This window comes from Aquimarina algiphila, assembly GCF_007489275.1.
Classification (GTDB): Bacteria; Bacteroidota; Bacteroidia; order Flavobacteriales; family Flavobacteriaceae; genus Aquimarina; species Aquimarina algiphila.
Genome location: NZ_VLNR01000077.1, coordinates 12,987 through 30,318, shown reverse-complemented (window position 1 = coordinate 30,318; position 17,332 = coordinate 12,987). Strand labels below are relative to the sequence as shown.

Genomic DNA, 17,332 nt, shown 5'->3' with positions numbered 1-17,332 from the left:
TTTCAACTTGGGCAACTATTGCCAATTTAAAGCCTAAATTGTAATCTCGTTGTGTACGCTTCTTCCTTGGTTGTTCTGAATGTTTCATAAATAAGTCAATTTTGTGTCAACTTATTTTAGGACAAGACATAGGTATAAAAAAAGCCACGATGAAATTATCGTGGCTTTTTATAAGAAAATGAAAAAAACTAAGCTAACAAATGTTTGATCATTCTCTTTGGAGGGGCAATCATTTTCTTATTATAATGGTCATACCAATTGAATTTGATAAAACTTATTGCGCATAATCCATTATTTGTATCAAAAAAACGAGTCCTTATACTTATTTCTCTTTCATTATTATTTGAATCCAGCAATTCAAGATTTAGAAAAAAATTCTGCATAAACATTAACGGTTTATGATGTACTAATTCTTCTTGACATTTTTGCAAACCTATTTTTAATGTATTTAGTTTTTGTTTTGAATACCCAATTTCAAACAAAAAAGTTTCTAATATTGAGGAGGCATATTTATGATAAGCGATGTCTTGCATTACCATAAAATCATTTACATCTTCTCCTTTCACTTTATATATTTTTCTAAACATGTGGATATTGATTTATGTTTTATTTCAAATTTTTATTGATTGGATTCTTGTAATTTTTTCAGCTTCTTTTTTTTATGTTTTCCGAACTGAAAAGCTCTGGAAATATTAAAACCTAAGTGTACATCTCCTTCAAAAAAGTCATCTGTACTTTCTGTGATAAAGCTTTTTTCAATCATTGTAATAGAGTTGGATAAAATAATCTGAAATACATGTCCTCCTGTTTCAATATCGATTCCAAATGCTAATGAATTTGTAGTGTTGATTGATTCTAATGGATTTACGGTATAGTAATATTCTCCATTTATAGAAATTCTTTTAGTCAATTTTACTCGACTTCCGATACCTACAGCAAAAATACCATGCGGGTCTTCTTCTGTTTTTACCGAATTTCTATGTATGTATGTTGGCATTACCTGCAAAGAGAATCCGGGACTAAACTTTCTGGCAATTAACACTTGTGAAGTGTAAGATAAGCGTTGACTTGTGGTAGGTTCATTACCGGGTTCAAAATCATCAATTGTTCTATAGGCAATACTTCCAAAAAATGAAGTGGAAAATGGAAAAGATTTTTTACCCGAACTTTGCTTTAGTAACTTATATTTTACAAAACCATCATAAGTTTTATCAAAGCTACTTCTTCCAACACCTAACATTATATTATCAGATAAACCATATTCAAAAGCAAATCGAATATTTGATTGATCTAAACCATATAACTCATCAGCTCCTAGGTTAACTCTTCCAAAACGGTGAGAAATCACAAATTCTAATGTTCCTTTTTTACGATTTTCTATAGAATGCCCATTAAGAATTCGTGTTCCTTTAAAGGTAGAAGAAACATAATTTTTGGTTTGAGGAGCTTCTTCATCTAAAATATCAAAAAGATCTTGAGAAGATGCTTGTAAATGAATTGCCATTACAGCAAAAACGATTAAAAAATTCTTCATGTTACTTCTTATAAGGTTTATGATCTAATTCAAATGTTACTTCTATTGTTTTGGCAATATTATTTATTACCACTGCCGGAATCTCAATGTTGTAATCTGCTACATTGACCGGGAAACTCCCTTTAAGTGATATATTATCTTGTGTTTTAATTATTTTGGCCTGTGTCTTTATATTTTTAGTTACTCCATGTATTGTTAAATCACCTGTTATAGTAACTGTTTCTTCGCTATTACTCAATCCATTGATGTTAGGTATCTTACCTTTAAATTTAGCTTTTGGATATGTGTCAGATTCTACATAATTTTCATTAAAATGTTCCTGCATTAATGATTTTTCAAACTGAAATGATTTCATTAAAATGGAAATTGCGATGGCGCCGGTTGATGTATCTATGATACTTAAGACTTGATTATTATCAGCTTTAATATCTTCTACAGGTGAACTTGAAAAGAATGAAGTATATCCTTGCTTGGTTAAAAACCTTTCTTGTCCTTGCAAAAAATTGGTCAAGAAAAAACAGAGTAGTAGTATATGTGTAGTTTTCATATTTCAGTTAAATTTTTGATTAGTTAATGATTATGCATTTTACAAGTATAACATCCATGAGATATCCTGTACAGATACCTTTTATTTTAATGTTTTGCCCTTTTTTTAAACTTGCAATCTTTGTGTGTTCTTCGGGAGATAAATGACATATTACCCCTCCCATAGAACCTTCATCGCTAAGTGTTATTATTCCTTTGTTTTCACTGACATTAATCTCTGATATAGTACCATTTACTTCAATGATCTTATCTAAATATTTTGAGTTTGACTCGAATTCATTATTTTCAAAATCATTCAATAATTTTTGAGATACTAAAGTGATATCTGGTGATGCTTCTGACACACTAATATGTGGTTTGTTATATACTATATTCACTATTATGATTATGCCGGTAATTCCCAAAATAATAGCAAGTATTATGTTTTTGATTTTTTTACTCATAACATTAATTGTTTAAAGCCCCATTATCTATCCAGCAGCGAATTAGTTCTATTTCTTCACTTGTTAAAGAACCATTAAGAGGCATTCTTCTACTTACAACTTGTCCCTTAACATTAGAGGCATTAGCACTGATTCCTTCATATGTTCTTAAATCAGGAAATTGATTTCCACCATGACAACTAATACAATTAGTATCTATGATAGCTTTTATACTGGTGCTAAATGAAATATCTGGATCGCATGATTCATTTTCACTTATAGGATTTCCATTTTCATCTATTGGAGTTTCTTCTTCAACATTAGTTTCACAAGAAAGTATGGTTAAGCATATTGTTATTAATAAAATGCTTTTAATTTTTGATGGTAAATTCATTGGTTACGGATTTAAAAAAAGAGGAAGAAAGAATTATTTTCTCCCTCTTATCAACTAACTACTTAAACATGAAATCAATTCTTATTATTCAGGTGCTCCAGGAGTGTCGGTATTGGCAATTGGCCAAACCCCTGGATTAGGAACATTAATTCCTAAATTATCTCCTCTTTCTGTATCTTGCCCAAAATAGTATAAAGGCCAACCTTTATACGTTAACTGCGAGGTTCCAAATACATCTATGGTTCCAAAGTCATTAGGGTTAAGAATACTTGGGAGTTTATCGATATCTATATGAAAAACGGGCCATATAGCATTATTAGAAAAATCAGCAGCGGTGTAATTATTAGTGTCTTTTTTATCATTCATAAAAGTATACAGGGTTCTTCCTGTTGTTGCATTTACGATGTAAAAAGTAAGCTCATCACCTGGCGTATAGTCACTTTTAAAATTCACATTGTTTCCATCTGTATCTTTTCCAACTAATTGCGCTTCTGCATACATCAAAGAATAATCTGGTTTTGCGATATACCAATTATTACCAACTTGATCTCCATTTGTATCTCCAGCGGCATTATCATTTATAAAGTAATATAATGGCCATCCTTTGTAGGTTGTTTGTTTTTCACCATCTTCTCGGGTGATTTCACCAAAATCAGATGTTTCTAATCCTGTATCAAGCGTTAAATTATTAGCATAAAATACAGGCCAATTAGCAATACATCCATCACTACAAGCAGAAGTCCCTTTAGAATCTCTAGAAAAGAAATAAAGAGATTTACCATCTGCATCGGTTAAGATATTTCCAAATGTAGTATTACTAACCAATTGTACAGCGTTAGCTTCTGGTTCTGGATTTGATGGTGAATCTGAGTCGTCACTACTGCAACTATACAATACAGTGATAGAAATAAGTAGTAAGAAAATTGAGTTTTTCATTTTAAAAAATTATTTATGGTTTACAGGGCAAATAACCGTCAATAGGGGCTTTACATTCAAATTAATGTATGCGAGAGGGAAAAAATGCCGTTGAAAAGGAAAAAAAAGACTTGAAAAAATATGACATTTATCGATTTTGGAAGGCTTAAAGTATGTTCATGCATATGCCTAACAATAAATTCTCATATTTTAGATTGATGCTCATTAATACTTATAAGTTTTTGCATCTAAATAAAAACAATATTGATGATATAGTATTAACTCGAAACTTTACTTTGAACTTAATAATGTATGTTTATGTTTCTTTATTTTCAAATCAAAATCACTCTGTTCTTTTAAGTAGTTCTGGATTAGTTTTAAAAGATGAAAGGGGAGGAGATAGCTATTTTGAGTTCGTATTATAAAGAAATATATTTTCTTTAGTAGTTCTCTTTACCTAAAGTTGAAAGTATTCAATAAAAAATCCTGCTGGTCTCATTCGTAACCAACAGGATTTAGGGTATTGAAAAATTAAAAAATCTTTATAATTCTAGAGTATGTCAACTCCGGGAATATTTTCTAAAACAATAACATCTACTTCTCCGGATATAGATAAATCATTTTCACTGCCGTTATTAGCCCCATCGATATCAAAAGAAAATAAGAAAGTGAGATTATTTGTATCATCATTAAAATTGAAATTGGTAATGCTGAAATTAGACAAAGGTGTTTCTATATCTTGATTATCAAAGAGTTCATTTAATTGTAACAATACTAGATCCTCAAAAACGATATTATATTCATTAAGATCTAATGTAAATTCAAACTCTTGAGTATCAGTCCCAGGGTTGATAACATTAAGTTTAATCCCTGCTGTGAATTCTTGAGAATTTTCATCCGGAGTATTTAGAAACCTCAAAAGATTAAAAGTAATCCCTGTGTCATTTGTAGTAAATGAATTAAAATTGATAAGCGATATCGCATCAATAGCTGTAAATTCTAATTTTTTTGTATCTGTAAACGCCTCACCTGTATCAGCTCTGTTTCCATTAAGAGTAAGATCGATACTTCCAAATTGTGTTAATTCTTCAAAACCAACACCATCTTGTCCGTTAATTCCATCAGTACCATTAGATCCGTCACTTCCATTAACTCCATCTAGACCATCAGGTCCGGCTGCACCATCTTCACCTTCGCAATTGACAAGGGATATCCCAAGAAAACCAATAAAAAGGAGTTTATATATTGTTGCTAAACGTATATTTTTCATTTTGTGTAAATTTTATAGTTTTTATTACTATGCTTATTATGTTCTTTGCAGCTCTCTTAATACAATCACATCTACTTCTCCTGATACCGATAGCTCATTACCAGTAGTATTTCTATTTGCAGGTACATCTAACGTAAAAGAAAATGTAAGTACATTCGTTTCGTTATTAAAATTGAAATTGGTGATACTAAAATTCTCTATATCGTTATCGCTGCCAACAAATGTTGTAATATCCAATATGGTAAGATCGTCTGAAATTACAGGATATTGAAATATAGTAAAACGAGATTCGGTAAACTCTGGATTATCTGATTCGGGATTGGTAACTTGTAAACTAAATGTTGTGCCAACGCTTTGAAATTCTTCGCCACCGGGAGCACTTAGAAATCTTCCAAAATCGAACTGTAAAAAAGACTCTTCAAGAATGACAGAATTTGATTGTGGTAAAATTTCTGGAGACAATGGAGTAAATCGAAATACATTACTATCAGTAAAAGCTACATCATCTGGTCTTGTCCCTTTTAAGGTAAGCGTTATACTTCCAAATTGTGTAAGTTCATCAAAACCTAATCCATCAGTTCCATCTGTTCCGTTAATTCCATCGGCACCATCAATCCCGTTAATTGCATCTTGTCCTGCAGGTCCTATTTCACCATCTTCTCCTTCACAATTGGCAAATAATACCCCAAAGCAGCAAATAAAAATTGCTTTATATATATTTATATGATTAAATCGTTTCATTTATTTTTGTTTTTTTGTTATTATTTAAAGTTCTATGTCATCTATATCTTCTACGACTATGACATTTACTTCTCCAGAAATGGCTAAATCATTACCTGTATCATTATTTGCAGCATCAACATCAAAAGAAAATGAAAATGTAACCGTATTGGTTTCATTAATAAAATTGAAGTTGGTTACACTAAAGTTTGTAATCTCTGTTCGATTGTTATTAAAATCGCCATTAAACCCAAAGTAGGTGAGATCATCAAAAATCATCGTATAATCATCTACGCTTAGTTCGAATTCAATAATTTCATCAACTTCTCCCGGGTCAGTAAATTCGAGAAAAATTTTAATTCGTGAGCCTACAAAATCGCTATCCGGCACACTTAGATTTCGTTCTATCTTAAAGTCTAAAGTGTTTTCTCCTATTTCTACATTGTTGTCACGGTCGATATCTTCTACACTGGTAAATTTAAATTCATCGGTCTTGGTAAAAGGAATATTATCTGGTCGTGTTCCTTCTAGCGTAAGTGTGATACTTCCAAATTTGGTTAGTTCATCAAAACCAACACCGTTTTGACCATTTGTTCCATTGATACCGTCTGTTCCATCAACGCCATCAATCCCAACAATGCCATCTTGTCCTGCAGGACCGATATCACCGTCCTCGCAATTGGCGGATAAAAGCCCCAATGCACAAATTACAATTGTTCGCAAAAAAAAGTTTTTCATGGTTTTCTTTTTAAAAATTATTTACTATTTGAGTGAAGATGCAAATAACCATATCTATAGGCTTTGCAATGAAATTAAAATTTATGAAACGGAAAAAAAGAGGTTAAAAAGGAAAAAATCGACTTGAACAAAAACCCATTTTTTTGTTTTATGGATAAAATATTAGATATCAATACCTGCACGGATAATTGAGAGGTAAGAAAAGAGAGAGTTAACTATAAGAATGAATTATATATCTTGAATATGGCGTGTGAAGTTATTAAATATGGTAAAAAAGTTAAAAGATAAGCTAAGTGTTTAACCATTGTCTAAATTCTGCAGCTTTATTTTTACTGATAATAATTTCTACATCAGCATTACGAACCAAAATTTTAAGCTGACTATTACCATATTTGATTATTTTTTCTATCGAAGCAATACTAATAATAAATTGTCTATTCGCTCTAAAAAATAGGGAAGAATCTAAGCTTATATACATATCATCTAAACTTATATTACTAGTGGATTTTTTTCCATTAAAACAATTCACATAGGTAATCGTATTTTCGGTATAGATATAAGAAATTTCATCAATAGAAATTGGAATAAGCTCATTTCTTATATACGTAAGAATTCGTTTTTTACCATGATCTGATGTTGATTCTGATTGTTCTTCATTTGTATTTTCTACGACAACCTTTTGTTGATAAGCTACAAGATCAGTGTTTAGCTTAGAGAGACTTATCAGTTCACTTTCTAGGTTTGTGTTTTTAAGCTCTAATTGTTTCTCATAATAACTACCTATAATACGAACAGCAAAAAAAGAAGATAAAATGATTAATCCTCCCATTAATATAAATATGGTATAAAAACTTGTTTTTAATTTTCTTATTTGTGTAGCTACTTTATCCAGGTTGACATTTGCAGCTACGATTAAATCAGAATCTTTAACAGGTGATATATACACAATTTCTGATGCTATAGTAATGCTATCTTCTTTTTGTCTCTTTTGGTTCATTAATAAGTCATATAGCTTATCAGCACTATTTTCTTTGCTTAACGATTCTAATAAAGATTGATTAGAGTTTACTTTTTGTCCAACTTTTGTAATATCAGGATTACAAACTTCTTTTCCAGACCAATCAAACACACAAATAAATGAAGCATCTGTATTTGTGTTTTCAATCGTATTTTGAATATTTTGTATTGTAGTCTTTTTATCAATGTTAGCAGTAAGTTGATAATTGATGAGTTTTGCTATTTCATTTGCTTCTCTTTTACTCGATTCTAACTGTATTTCGATAAGTTGATTAGCACTAACCTTAATAAAGTATTTCACCCCAAAAGAAGCGATGATTAAAAAAATAACTGATATAGAAATAAAGGTTAAAAAATATAATTTATCTTTTCTCATTATACTATTGATACAATATCATTACTCATTTTAAACAATCAAGTATACTATAATTATGATTATGAAGACGAAAATAATATATTTTTATAGCTATTTTTTTTAATTCAAGAAATAATTACCAATCACTTTAATGGTTTTTTTTCCTTTTTAAGGTTATTTTTTCTTCTTGAGAGAGGTTTTGTATTATAAAATACATCAACCATTGTTTATTTGTTGAACACTAACATATAAAATAATCATAGGATGAAAACAATTCAAATCTATTTACGTAAGTACTTTTTTTTAAAACCATATATCTCTATTATTTCATATTTTAAATAAAGTATAGAAAAAACACAATGTTTTATAAGCGATGTATTATCTATATATTGTAAAAAATATAATTTATAAAATCAAAGCTTTACTATACCAATCTAATTATGTTGTTTAAGAACTATAAATGAATAACAGAAATAAAATAATATTCCTTTTTTTTTCCGCTCTACTGATTATAGGGGGGTATGCATATTTTGAATTTCACAAAAGTTCTTATAAGAATATAGATGCAATGTCTACTGATACTTCTGTTAATTCTTCAGAGTTAATATCATTATTTATGTTGAACGAAAATTCAGCAAATTCTGTATATAGAAATAAAGTTATAGAAGTAGAAGGTATTGTAAAAGAGGTTACTTTTTTAAATAATCGAAATACTGTATTATTGCATGGCAATAATAAATATTCTAGTGTATTGTGTGATATGAAAGATGATCAAGTTGAAGAAATAAAAAAACTCAAGAAGGGTCAAAAAGTAAGGATTAAAGGAGTTTGTAAAGGGTTTCTAAAAGATGCTATTATATTACATTGTATACTGATTAATACACCAATCAATGAATAAAGTTATTATTCTGATATTTCTTTTGATAAATTTTGCTGATTTTGAAACAAAACCAGATCAATTTATAGCACGACAGGGACAGATTTCTTTCTTTTCTTATACTTCTGTCGAAAATATAGAAGCAAAAAATAATCAGGTTTTAAGTATCATAGATTTATCAAAAAATGAAATTGCGATAAGTATGCTCATGAACGCTTTTATATTTAAAAAGTCGTTGATGCATGAGCACTTTAATGAGAGTTATATAGAGTCTGATCTACATCCTAAGGCTACTTTTGAAGGTAAAATTAAAGATTTTGATCCACTTATGGATGGAGTACAAACTCGAATGATTGCCGGAGAGCTTACTATTCATGGTATTACCAAAGAAGTAGAAATAAAAGCGACAATAGAAAACACAGAGGGGAAATATTTATTTACTGGCGATTTTGAAGTTGCTGTTAAAGATTTTGATATCAAAATTCCACCTATTTTGGCTCCTAATATAGCCAAGAATATATCGATAACATTTAGATTTGAATACCAGCCTTATGAAAAATAATGTACATTTTATTATATACTTTTTTATATTGATGGGATTTAGTAATTCTGTTAAAAGCCAGGGTTTACTCGACACATTAGAAAAGGAATACCCGGATACCCCACAATATGAAATTGCTACTTTTAAAGCTACACGCATTTCTATTGGTCATTCTATAGAAAATCGTAAAAAAGGAGTGTTAGAAATAAAAGCAATGAATCGATTTTGGAATATACCCAATTTTGAAGGTCAACGGTTTGTAGCGGATAAGATAAATGCAAGATTGGCTTTAGAGTATGGTATTAGTGATCGATTAACATTTGGGTCAGGAGTAAGCACATTGGATGGTATTTTTGATGGATTTTTAAAATATAAGTTACTTAGACAACGAAGTGATAAAAAAGGATCGCCTATAAGCATGACTTTATTTCAAAATGGTTCATATCGCAGTAGACGTAATAGACCTTTTACTGATATTAATAGATTTGAGGATTTTACAGATCAGTTAGCATTTACCAGTCAGGTATTAATTGCTCGCAAGTTCACGCCTCAATTTTCTATGCAACTTTCTCCAACATATATACATAGGAGTTCGTCTTCATTTGATGAAGATCCAAATAATCATTTTGCAATTGGGATTGGTGGTCGATATAAATTGGGAGGCCATGTATCTATAGTCTCAGAATACTATTACGTTCTCAATCCTCTAAAGTCTATAGATACCTATGATGCATTTGCATTAGGTGTAAACTGGGAGCTAAGTGATGTAATGTTACAATTTCAGCTGACCAATACAAGAGGTATGGTAGAGGATAATTTTATTACACAAACCCCAAATAATTTTAATTTTAAAGATGGAAATTTTGTTTTTGGATTTAATGCAACTTTCGTATTACACTTAAATCAAAAACGGAAGCAGAAATAGAATTCCAAGTTGAATATTCTAATATTTTAACAACAAGAAAGGCAATTATTTAAGTAATTCATTGATTTTTATTTTATACATCTTCCCAATAGGAATAATATAATCTCTTATGTGTATTTTATTACCTTCTATGTTCTTTATATGACTTTTAGCAACGGCAAAGGATTTATGAACTTGTAAAAACTCTTCTTTAGGTAATAATTCTAACATTTCAGAGATTTTTTCACGAATAGTAATGGTTTCATGTATAGTAATAACCTTGGTATAATTACCGGCGGCTTCAATATAAAGAATCGTATCAATACCTACTTGTGTGTATTTTTTATTAGAGCGCAGAAAAATAGTTTTTGCAACAGGACTTTCGACGTTCGCTATTGACATTGACTGTTGTGCTTTATTGGTTGAGCTTACTGCTTTATTTATTGCTTTTAGAAAACGTTCAAAACCAAAGGGTTTTAACAGATAATCCGCAATATTAAGTTCGTACCCTTCTAGAGCAAATTCGCTATACGCAGTAGTAACAATAACGTTTGGTGGAGATGGTAGTGTTCTTAGAAAATCAAAACCTTTTAATTTGGGCATATTTAAATCTAAAAAAATCAAATCTACTTCATTCTTATTTAAATATTCAAAAGCTTCTAGTGCATCATAACAATTCTTCATCAAGCTCATATTGGGCAATAAGTCACAATATCCTTTAATTATATCATGAGCTACAAATTCATCATCAATAATTATATATCTAATCATATTTCTTTAATGTTAATTCTGCCTTATATACATCTTCTTTTATAATAAAAGATAAGGAGTGCTGTTCTGGATACATTAATTCAAGCCTACGCTTCAGGTTTTTAAGACCGATCCCCGGTTGGTTATTAAGTTCTGTATTATCAAAGTTATTTTCTACTATAAAATGGATTTCATTTTCTTTAGCAATCATATTGATATGTACATATGCGTTTTCTCTTAAATTTTCTACACCATGTTTAAAAGCATTCTCAAGAAGTATGATAAACAATAGTGGCATCACCTTATATTCTTCTTCAATATCAAGATCAAATTGTATTTCTATCTTTTTATGATAGCGTATTTTATGTAATTCGATATAATTTTTTAAATATGATATTTCTTTGTCCAGAGGCACCAAATTTTTCTCTCCTTCATATATACTATATCGCATCATGTCAGAAAGCTTAAGAATTAATTCTTGAGCTTTCTTTGAGTCTTTTTCTACCCAACCATACAAATTGTTAAGCATATTAAAGAAAAAATGAGGATTAACCTGGCTTTTTAAATGTAATAATTCTGTTTGAGCCTTTTCATTTTTAAGCCTAATGACTGATTTTATCTGTCTAATTATCCAATTTGCCAGAAAAACAAAAAGGGAGAGAAAGAAAACAGGTGTGAGTAATTCAAAAAACTCTTCGCTCCCCGAGGGTATCACATCTTTTTGATTCGTATCTACTTCTACCGTATACATAAATAACACAATGAGTGTCATCATCATGATCATTGATAACACTACAAAACCAAGTTTGGAGGTACTCCAGATACCGATTGCTCGGATTTTTTTTTTGGCCATATGGTATTGTATAAAGATAAGTAGGAGGATGACTAAAAATAGTAAGCTAAAAAAGAAAGAAAGAGCATTATGATCAGATTCAGTTTCGATTGCTCCTATTAAATATAAAAAGGCAATCAATATTGCCATTACCCTAAATTCCTTACGTTTCCAGGATTGAATATCAATTTTGTTTTTAAGGAACTCAAAAAAAGTGGAGTATCCCATAATACAAATCACAGCAAAAAGACATAGAGAGCTGGTAAACCATATATCTAGAACACCTAAAAAAGCTATATTCATTAGGAAAAATAAAGAAAACCCTAATGCTATTATACTACGTTTATATCTTCTAATAATTGAAATCATAGATCAATATTAATTGAATAAAATGGTTCAGCCAAAGAAGTTGATAAACAAACGCTATACGGTGTTAAAATCTTCTAAAAGTGTGATAAAAACTTTTTAAATACACTTTTGGTTTTTGTATCCCTTATGCAACTAAGTTCATCACAATTGTTTGAAAGGCACCCTACATACTTGATATGTTTGTTGAAAAATCAATCAATATGAACAGTCTAAACATAACAAATCTTTCGAAAACCTATGCTAATGGGGTTAAAGCACTAAATAATGTTTCACTAGAGATTCCTACCGGAATGTTTGGTCTACTTGGTCCTAATGGAGCGGGTAAATCTACCTTAATGAGAACTATTGCTACTTTACAAGAAGCCGATGAAGGAACAATAACTCTGGGTGACCTGGATGTTCTTACTCAAAAAAATGAAGTTCGAAAAGTTCTTGGGTATCTACCTCAAGAATTTGGGTTATATCCAAAAGTTTCTCCAGAATTATTACTTAATCACCTTGCAGTTCTCAAAGGAATCACAAACAAAAAGGAAAGGAGAGAAATGGTTAAAGCACTTTTACATAAAACCAATTTATATGATCATAGAAAGAAAAATCTTGGAGGTTTTTCTGGAGGAATGAAACAACGTTTTGGTATTGCACAGGCCTTACTTTCTAACCCCAAATTGGTTATTGTAGATGAACCCACTGCCGGACTTGATCCAGCTGAAAGAAACCGATTCTATAATGTATTAAGTGAGCTTGGCGAGAATACTATTGTGATACTTTCTACTCATATTGTAGACGATGTAAAAGAATTATGTCCCAATATGGCCATTATAAATCAAGGAGAAGTATTGCTTAAAGGTAACCCCACAAAAACTATTGAAAAGATAGAAGGGAAGGTATATCAAAAAACCATTAAAAAGAATGAATTGGAGATGTATAAGCAAGAATATAAGGTCATTGCTGAAAAATTACTACAAGGTAAGCCAGTCATTCATGTTCTGAGTGATCATAATCCTGGTAATGACTTTATTCCTATAGAAGCAGATCTTAACGATGTGTACTTTTCACAAATTTTTGGTTAATCTCAAAGACTAAATCCATAAAACTAGCATACTTCAACCCTAATTTTTTTAATGTAATAAAAAATCAATCATGATGTGGTACGAAATATTCAAATTTGAAATTAAATATAGAGCAAAACGCCCTGATACTTATATCTATTTTGCAATCGTCTTTTTATTTTCTTTAATAGCTGTTAACTTCATATTTGAGAAAGGTCTAAACCCTGTAAAAGAAAACGCTCCTTATGTTATCGCTTTTACTATGGCAGTTGTTACTGCCATTTTCACAATGATAACGTCCATGATTATGGGAGTTGCAGCATTGAGGGATTTTGATCATAATATGGAATCACTAATGTTTATTAATCCGATTAAGAAAAAGGATTATTTGCTAGGCCGATTTCTGGGTTCTTTTGTAGTCCTACTATTTATTTATAGTGGATTGCTTTTGGGTATTATGTTAGGAGAGTTTATGCCATGGCGAGATACAGATAATATGCTAACCTTCAATTTGTGGCATTATCTTCAACCATTTCTTTATTTAGTCATACCAAATTTATTCTGTGGAGGAGTTATTTTTTTTATTAGTGGCGCACTAAGTCGTAAACTCATTGTAGTATACACACAAGGAATCATATTTTTTGTTTTATATCAGATTACAGCTATGCTAACCAAAGGAAGGATTGATGCTCCATTTTTTGTGACAGCTTTAGATCCATTTTCTTTTCAAACCATTAATACAATTGTAAGGTTTTGGACAACTACAGAGCGTAATTTGACTATGGTACCTATGGATGGATTGTTATTATACAATCGATTAATTTGGGTCATTATAGGAATTGTTGTCTTTATTGTTGGCGCTTACAAATTTAGCTTTAATGTAGTTCGGGATAAAGGATCGAAAAAGAAGTCTAAAGCTTTTAAGAATAAAGAAAAAAAATCATTACAAGAGGATATAGAAATTCCTAAGGTGAATATACGTCATGATATTAAAGCAAATTTTATTCAGCTTAAACATCATACATTCTTCTATTTAAGGTCTATACTAAAGGAAGGTTCCTTTTTGGCTATAGTACTTTGTGGAATAGGTATCATATTTATCAATTCTATTGATTTGGGAAATATATTTGGTGTAAATAGTTATCCAAGTACATATCTAGTAATCGAAGAACTTCAGGAAATGTCGATGTTTTTCTTTTTGATACTTCTCGTATTTTATTCTGGGGAACTGATCTGGAAGGAGAGGGATGTCAAACTCAATTTAATACATGATTCTTTACCAATATCTGACTTTATCAATTTAACAGGAAAGTTTCTGGGGTTGTTACTTATGTATCTAATATTGATAGTAGTTTTAATCGTATCAGGAATAGTTTTTCAGATTTCAAAAGGATATTACCAGGTTGATCTTGTAAATTATACCGTTGGTTTCTTTGGCGAGATTTTTCCTTTTCTTATGCTCTTTAGTTTTATCTCTTTTTTCTTTCAAACCATTTGTAACCATAAGTATATAGGACATTTGATGGTTTTAATTTTCTTTATTGTAACCTTGGCTTTGCTAATACTAGGTTTTAATCACGGACTTTATAGTTTTGGAGGTGGTGATCTGGGAACATATTCTGATATGAATGGATATGGTCACTTTCCATTATCATATAGTCTCTTTAAAGTTTATTGGATTGCAATATGTATGCTTATATTCATTATAACGGTAGTTTTTTCTGTAAGAGGTACAGAAACACAATTAAAAAAGCGTTTAAAATTAGGTCAATTACGATTAAATAGTTCCCTGATAAAATTAGGAACAGTGGCAATGTTTATTTTTATAACTACAGGATGTTATATCTTTTATAATACGAATATTCTTAATACACACTTTTCTACATCAACAAAAGAAACGTATAAAGCAAATTATGAGAAAACACTTAAAAGGTATGAATACCTCCCACAACCCAAAATAGTAGATGTAAATTTAAAAGTAGAATTATATCCAAAAGAGAGAAATTATACTGCTGAAGGGTATTTTATACTTAAAAACAAGCACAATACAAATATTAAAGAAATTCATATTCAAAAGTTAGCTAATGATGATGTAGTTTTAGAGGATGTATACTTTAACAGAGGAGTCAGCATTAGTAACGAATTCGAAGAATTCAGTTATTATGTTTATACATTAGATCAGCCTTTAGTTCCCGGAGATTCTTTAAAAATGGAATTTAAACAAACCTATACTACAAAAGGGTTTGAAGGCGATAATCAATCAAATACTCAAATAGTTTATAATGGTACATTCTTTAATAACGATCATTTTCCAACATTAGGATATAATAAAAGCTATGAACTAAAGGATAATAATACTCGTAGGGATTATGGATTATCTCCTAGAATTACAAAGGCCAAAATAGATGACCCCAAAGAGTTAATGAATGGAAGGTCTGGGGGAGACGGATATAAAATCAACTTTGAGATGGTTATTGGCACAGAAGCTGATCAAACCGCAATTACATCAGGTACATTAAAAAAAGAATGGATAGAAGGAGATCGTAAATATTTTCATTACAAAATGGATACTCCAATGATAAATTTTTATGCTGTTGTTTCTGCTCGTTATGAAGTAAAGAAAGATCAATGGATTCCAAAAAATGATAGTTTAGGAGATCCAGTAGATCTGGAAATCTACTATCATAAAGGGCATGAATACAATCTGGATAGAATGATGAAATCTATGAAAGCATCTTTTGACTATTTTAGTACAAACTTTAGCCCATATCAGGACCATCAGATGAGAATTATGGAGTTCCCCAGATACGAAACCTTTGCTCAGTCTTTTCCAAGTACGGTACCTTTTTCTGAAGCCATAGGATTTATGATGGATATTGATGATGAAAAGGACGTAGATATGACTTTTTATATAACAGCACATGAACTGGCACATCAATGGTGGGGGTTGCAATTAGTGGCAGCCAATGTAGAGGGTAGGCATATGATATTAGAATCATTAGCACAATACTCTGCATTAATGGTTATGAAACAAGTGTATTCTGAAGAAAAAATTCAACAATTCTTAAAAGGAGAATTAGAACGATATCTAAGTGGCAGAACTTCAGAAAGAAAAAAAGAATTACCATTAGCATTGGTAGAAGGACAACAGTACATTCATTATGGAAAAGGAGCTTTAAACCTATATGCTTTTCAAGATTATATATCTGAAGAAAAAGTGAATCTTGCCTTAAGAAGATTTATTAGAGATTGGAATGGTTTTAATGGGCAATTGCAAACCGATAGATACGCTACTACTGCAGATTTATTAGGATATTTTAGAGAAGTTACTCCAGACCATTTGCAATATATTATTATGGATTTATTTGAGACCATAACTTTATATGAAAACAAAACTACCGAAGCTCGTTATACTACTATATCAAAAGATCAGTATCGGGTAAATTTAACTTTAGATGCTGTGAAATATAGGATAGATAGTTTGGGCGTCGAAAAATCAATTAGTATTAATGATTGGGTTGATATTGGTATCTATGCTGATGGAAAGAATGGAAAAGATAAATTGATTTATCTAAAAAAGCACAAAATTACAAATCAGATTACTCAATTAGAACTTACAGTAAATCAAAAACCAACTAAAGCTGGAATAGATCCAAAATATAAACTCATCGATAGAAAAACAAAAAATAATGTGTTATCCTTTTCAGAGTAAACAACAACGAGTAGTAGTGTAGAAGTCCTTCATATAAAGGCGCCTACTGATGTTATAAAAAAATGAAAATCAATTTTCTGTAATGCGATCAATTCATGAAGATTATGGAAATACAAAATCCAAATTAGTTGAAATTATAAGAACAATTGAAAAACAAAATAATATTTCGATAAAGTATAAGTTTTCCTACGGAAATATTAAAAACTGTATCAAAGAATATATAGATAAGGTAAAACCAGAAACTGTATTATTAGGAAAAAGAATGAGATATTACAGCAAAAAAGGTTTGAAATCATCAAAGATTTAAAACAACAAAACTTGAAATAAGCTAAAAGGGAAGGATTGATGCTATTTTAAAACAAGTATCACAAAAAATAGATATTCCTG

At 30.3% G+C, this 17,332-nt stretch carries 18 protein-coding genes; 6 read left to right on the top strand and 12 right to left on the bottom strand.

Going from position 1 to position 17,332, the window contains the following annotated elements:
• Positions 1-188: 188 nt before the first annotated feature.
• The 10 genes from FOF46_RS25780 to FOF46_RS25735 form a co-directional block, all read right to left on the bottom strand.
• A complete protein-coding gene (locus FOF46_RS25780; RefSeq protein ID WP_109437384.1) occupies positions 189-587 on the bottom strand; it encodes a hypothetical protein in 399 nt (132 codons plus the stop codon).
• A 32-nt stretch (positions 588-619) separates the two neighbouring features.
• Entirely contained in the window at positions 620-1,534 is a 915-nt protein-coding gene (locus FOF46_RS25775; protein ID WP_109437383.1) for a DUF5777 family beta-barrel protein, read from the bottom strand.
• Position 1,535: 1 nt separating this feature from the next.
• Positions 1,536-2,081 (bottom strand): YceI family protein, encoded by a 546-nt coding sequence (locus tag FOF46_RS25770; RefSeq protein ID WP_109437382.1) that lies wholly within the window; start codon positions 2,079-2,081, stop codon positions 1,536-1,538.
• Between the two features lie 19 nt (positions 2,082-2,100).
• On the bottom strand, positions 2,101-2,523 hold the full coding sequence (locus tag FOF46_RS25765; RefSeq protein ID WP_143918447.1) for an OB-fold protein: 423 nt from the start codon (positions 2,521-2,523) through the stop codon (positions 2,101-2,103).
• A gap of 4 nt (positions 2,524-2,527) precedes the next feature.
• Positions 2,528-2,896: a c-type cytochrome gene (locus FOF46_RS25760; protein ID WP_109437380.1), complete on the bottom strand. Its 369-nt coding sequence runs from the start codon at positions 2,894-2,896 to the stop codon at positions 2,528-2,530.
• 84 nt (positions 2,897-2,980) lie between these two features.
• A complete protein-coding gene (locus tag FOF46_RS25755; protein WP_143918446.1) occupies positions 2,981-3,832 on the bottom strand; it encodes a hypothetical protein in 852 nt (283 codons plus the stop codon).
• Positions 3,833-4,361: 529 nt separating this feature from the next.
• The gene (locus FOF46_RS25750) at positions 4,362-5,081 is read right to left on the bottom strand and encodes a collagen-like protein (RefSeq protein ID WP_143918445.1); all 720 of its coding nucleotides are present in this window, start codon (positions 5,079-5,081) and stop codon (positions 4,362-4,364) included.
• Between the two features lie 36 nt (positions 5,082-5,117).
• Positions 5,118-5,822: a hypothetical protein gene (locus FOF46_RS25745; protein ID WP_109437377.1), complete on the bottom strand. Its 705-nt coding sequence runs from the start codon at positions 5,820-5,822 to the stop codon at positions 5,118-5,120.
• 24 nt (positions 5,823-5,846) lie between these two features.
• Complete coding sequence (locus FOF46_RS25740; protein WP_109437376.1) at positions 5,847-6,539, bottom strand: hypothetical protein; 693 nt, start codon at positions 6,537-6,539, stop codon at positions 5,847-5,849.
• A 289-nt stretch (positions 6,540-6,828) separates the two neighbouring features.
• On the bottom strand, positions 6,829-7,932 hold the full coding sequence (locus FOF46_RS25735) for a LytR/AlgR family response regulator transcription factor (protein WP_143918444.1): 1,104 nt from the start codon (positions 7,930-7,932) through the stop codon (positions 6,829-6,831).
• A gap of 439 nt (positions 7,933-8,371) precedes the next feature.
• Between FOF46_RS25735 and FOF46_RS25730 the strand changes: the two genes are divergently transcribed.
• Genes FOF46_RS25730 through FOF46_RS25720 form a run of 3 tightly spaced genes read left to right on the top strand, consistent with a single transcriptional unit; the run spans position 8,372 to position 10,254 of the window.
• A complete protein-coding gene (locus FOF46_RS25730) occupies positions 8,372-8,809 on the top strand; it encodes an OB-fold protein (protein WP_109437374.1) in 438 nt (145 codons plus the stop codon).
• Complete coding sequence (locus tag FOF46_RS25725; RefSeq protein WP_109437373.1) at positions 8,802-9,350, top strand: YceI family protein; 549 nt, start codon at positions 8,802-8,804, stop codon at positions 9,348-9,350. The genes FOF46_RS25730 and FOF46_RS25725 overlap by 8 nt, the downstream gene beginning before the upstream one ends.
• Positions 9,340-10,254 (top strand): DUF5777 family beta-barrel protein, encoded by a 915-nt coding sequence (locus tag FOF46_RS25720; protein ID WP_143918443.1) that lies wholly within the window; start codon positions 9,340-9,342, stop codon positions 10,252-10,254. Before FOF46_RS25725 ends, FOF46_RS25720 begins: the two co-directional genes overlap by 11 nt.
• Before the next feature lie 45 nt (positions 10,255-10,299).
• Here FOF46_RS25720 and FOF46_RS25715 read toward each other — a convergent pair whose 3' ends face one another.
• Together FOF46_RS25715 and FOF46_RS32740 are read right to left on the bottom strand one after the other, a co-directional pair.
• The gene (locus FOF46_RS25715; RefSeq protein ID WP_143918442.1) at positions 10,300-11,004 is read right to left on the bottom strand and encodes a LytR/AlgR family response regulator transcription factor; all 705 of its coding nucleotides are present in this window, start codon (positions 11,002-11,004) and stop codon (positions 10,300-10,302) included.
• Positions 10,997-12,184 (bottom strand): sensor histidine kinase, encoded by a 1,188-nt coding sequence (locus FOF46_RS32740; protein WP_244299767.1) that lies wholly within the window; start codon positions 12,182-12,184, stop codon positions 10,997-10,999. Before FOF46_RS32740 ends, FOF46_RS25715 begins: the two co-directional genes overlap by 8 nt.
• 200 nt (positions 12,185-12,384) lie before the next feature.
• Here FOF46_RS32740 and FOF46_RS25705 point away from each other — a divergent pair, with 200 nt between their 5' ends.
• From FOF46_RS25705 to FOF46_RS25695, 3 genes are all read left to right on the top strand, one after another.
• On the top strand, positions 12,385-13,254 hold the full coding sequence (locus tag FOF46_RS25705) for an ABC transporter ATP-binding protein (protein WP_143918441.1): 870 nt from the start codon (positions 12,385-12,387) through the stop codon (positions 13,252-13,254).
• A 70-nt stretch (positions 13,255-13,324) separates the two neighbouring features.
• Positions 13,325-16,945, top strand: a complete 3,621-nt coding sequence (locus tag FOF46_RS25700) for an ABC transporter permease/M1 family aminopeptidase (RefSeq protein WP_143918440.1) — start codon at positions 13,325-13,327, stop codon at positions 16,943-16,945.
• Between the two features lie 82 nt (positions 16,946-17,027).
• Positions 17,028-17,252 (top strand): hypothetical protein, encoded by a 225-nt coding sequence (locus FOF46_RS25695; RefSeq protein WP_143918439.1) that lies wholly within the window; start codon positions 17,028-17,030, stop codon positions 17,250-17,252.
• Positions 17,253-17,332 lie beyond the last annotated feature (80 nt).